The following is a 2,026-nucleotide window of genomic DNA, read 5'->3' as shown; positions in this document are numbered from 1 at the left end:
GCTTGGCGTTGGCCAGCTGCTGCCTGGCGTTCAGCAGGCTAATGCTGTCATTGGTTACGTCTACCTGTGCATTCAAAATGTCGAGTTTGGTGCTTTGCCCGAATTCAAAGGCGTACTCCGAACGGGTGATCCGGTCCCTCGAAATGTCCAAAGCCTGCAGGAAGACGTTTTCATTTTCAGTAAGGCGGGCGACCTCAAAATATACGCTAAAAAGCTGCAGCATGGTATTTTCGATGGTTTCCCGGGCCTGCAATTCACTCAATTCATACTGCTCCTGAAGGCTACGATAATTGTACATCCGGCCGAGGCCATCGAATAAGGTATAATTTACCGCCAGGGCCCCGTTATAGCGCTGAGCTTCCGCCTTATCGATTTCCAGGTTGGGCCTGGGGGAGCCATCATCGAGGACTTGCCCGGGAAATTCAATTTCTGAGTCGTCCCGGTTGTAGGTGGCCCCTGCCGTTCCGGTGAGGCTGGGTAAAAAGCCTGAATTCAGAAGGCTCTTGTTGTTCTCAGCGATCTTTATCTGGTTGCGGGCCACCGCAATGCCGAAATTATTTTCCAGTGCCAGGTTAACGGCTTCTTCTTTGGACAAAAGGTTTTCCTGTGCCAGCGCCCCCGAAAGGCAGGAGAGCAATAGCACTGAGCTAAAAATCAGGTTTCTCATTGTTGTTGACCTTCTAGTTCTTTGGGGGAGGTTGTTTGTTGTGATGCGTTTTCAGGTATATGTTCTTCTATGAGTTGATCCACCAACTGTCCTTGCAGATGGACCTCTTCCTGTTGCTCCTTAATGGCCCGTTCAACTTCTTCGCGGGTAATTGTATTCCCCGTAGCCAGCCACTTGGTGCTTTGCTTCACACGGTTACTGAAGGAGAGGAATATGGGTAGCAGCACCAGGGTTAAAAAGGTAGCAAAGCCAATACCGTAGGCAATCGAAATCGCCATTGGGATCAGGAACTGCGCCTGACGGCTCTGTTCGAGCATCAGGGGCGCAAGACCCGCAATAGTGGTAATCGAGGTCAGGAAGATGGCCCGGAAACGGGAACGCCCTGCTTCTACGATCGCATGATCAAAAGTCATTCCCTGCCTCAGGTTATTGTTGAACTTCCCAATAAGTACAAGCCCATCGTTCACCATAATACCGATCAGGGCTATGATCCCCAGCATGGACAGTATATTGATGGGAAAGTCGTGTATCCAGTGCCCCCAGGCTACCGCTGTAAGGCTAAAGGGTACCAGCAGGATCAGCATCAAGGGCTGACTAAAACTCCTGAAGGTAAAGGCAATGGTTACATAGATCAGGAACAAAACGGTGAGGCCCACAAACCTTAAAGAGCCCAGTAACTTGCCCGCTTCCCGGTTTTGTCCTTCGTAGGAAGGGGTAACCGTGGGATAACGCGAGGTGATCTCCGGCATGATCTCTGTCCGGATCTGGGTCATTACATCCGTGGCACTTGTGGTCTTGGGGTCCTCCAGGTCTGCAGAGATCTGTATTTCCCTTTGCCCATCCAGGTGGTTGATCGCCACCTCCCCGCGTTCGATGCTGTAGGTAGCAATTTCCTTGAGGGGTACCCTGGCGCCGCTGGGGGTCACAATCCGCATTTCATCCAGGTCAGTAATGGAGGATCGGTTTTCCCGATCGTACCGTACCCATACCCGGATCTCATCCTGTCCCCGCTGGAAGCGCTGGGCTTGTGTCCCGAAGAAACCAGAACGTACCTGGTTCATTACCGTACGCAGGTTAAGACCCAATAGGTAGGCGTTTTCCTTTAATTCAAGACGGATCTCCTTGATCCCGGCCGGGTCATTGTCTGCCACGTCCTTCAGGGCCGGATTATTAAGCATGGCCTTTTTTAGTTCATTCTTGGCCCCTTTAAGCTCTTCTATATTATAGCCCAGTAGGGAAACAGATACCGGGTCGCCCCCGAAATTCCCCCCGGTGCCGTATATCAGGCTTTCTACCCCTATTACAGGGCCTACCAATTCCCGCAGCCTGCCGGTCACCACATCAGAACGTATTGCGTCC

At 51.8% G+C, this 2,026-nt stretch carries 2 protein-coding genes; both read right to left on the bottom strand.

Annotated elements, in window-relative coordinates; genetic code table 11:
* A partial coding sequence (locus AC4E7D_RS14405; RefSeq protein ID WP_490174469.1) for a TolC family protein occupies nucleotides 1-667 on the bottom strand: 667 nt, incomplete at its 3' end.
* Nucleotides 664-2,026: efflux RND transporter permease subunit (locus AC4E7D_RS14400; protein ID WP_490174468.1), on the bottom strand; the 1,363-nt coding region annotated here is incomplete at its 5' end. The genes AC4E7D_RS14400 and AC4E7D_RS14405, both read right to left, overlap by 4 nt.

The organism is Lentiprolixibacter sp. (genome assembly GCF_982873095.1).
Note: the sequence above shows the minus strand (reverse complement) of the source record. Positions and strands in the feature narration are given on the sequence as shown.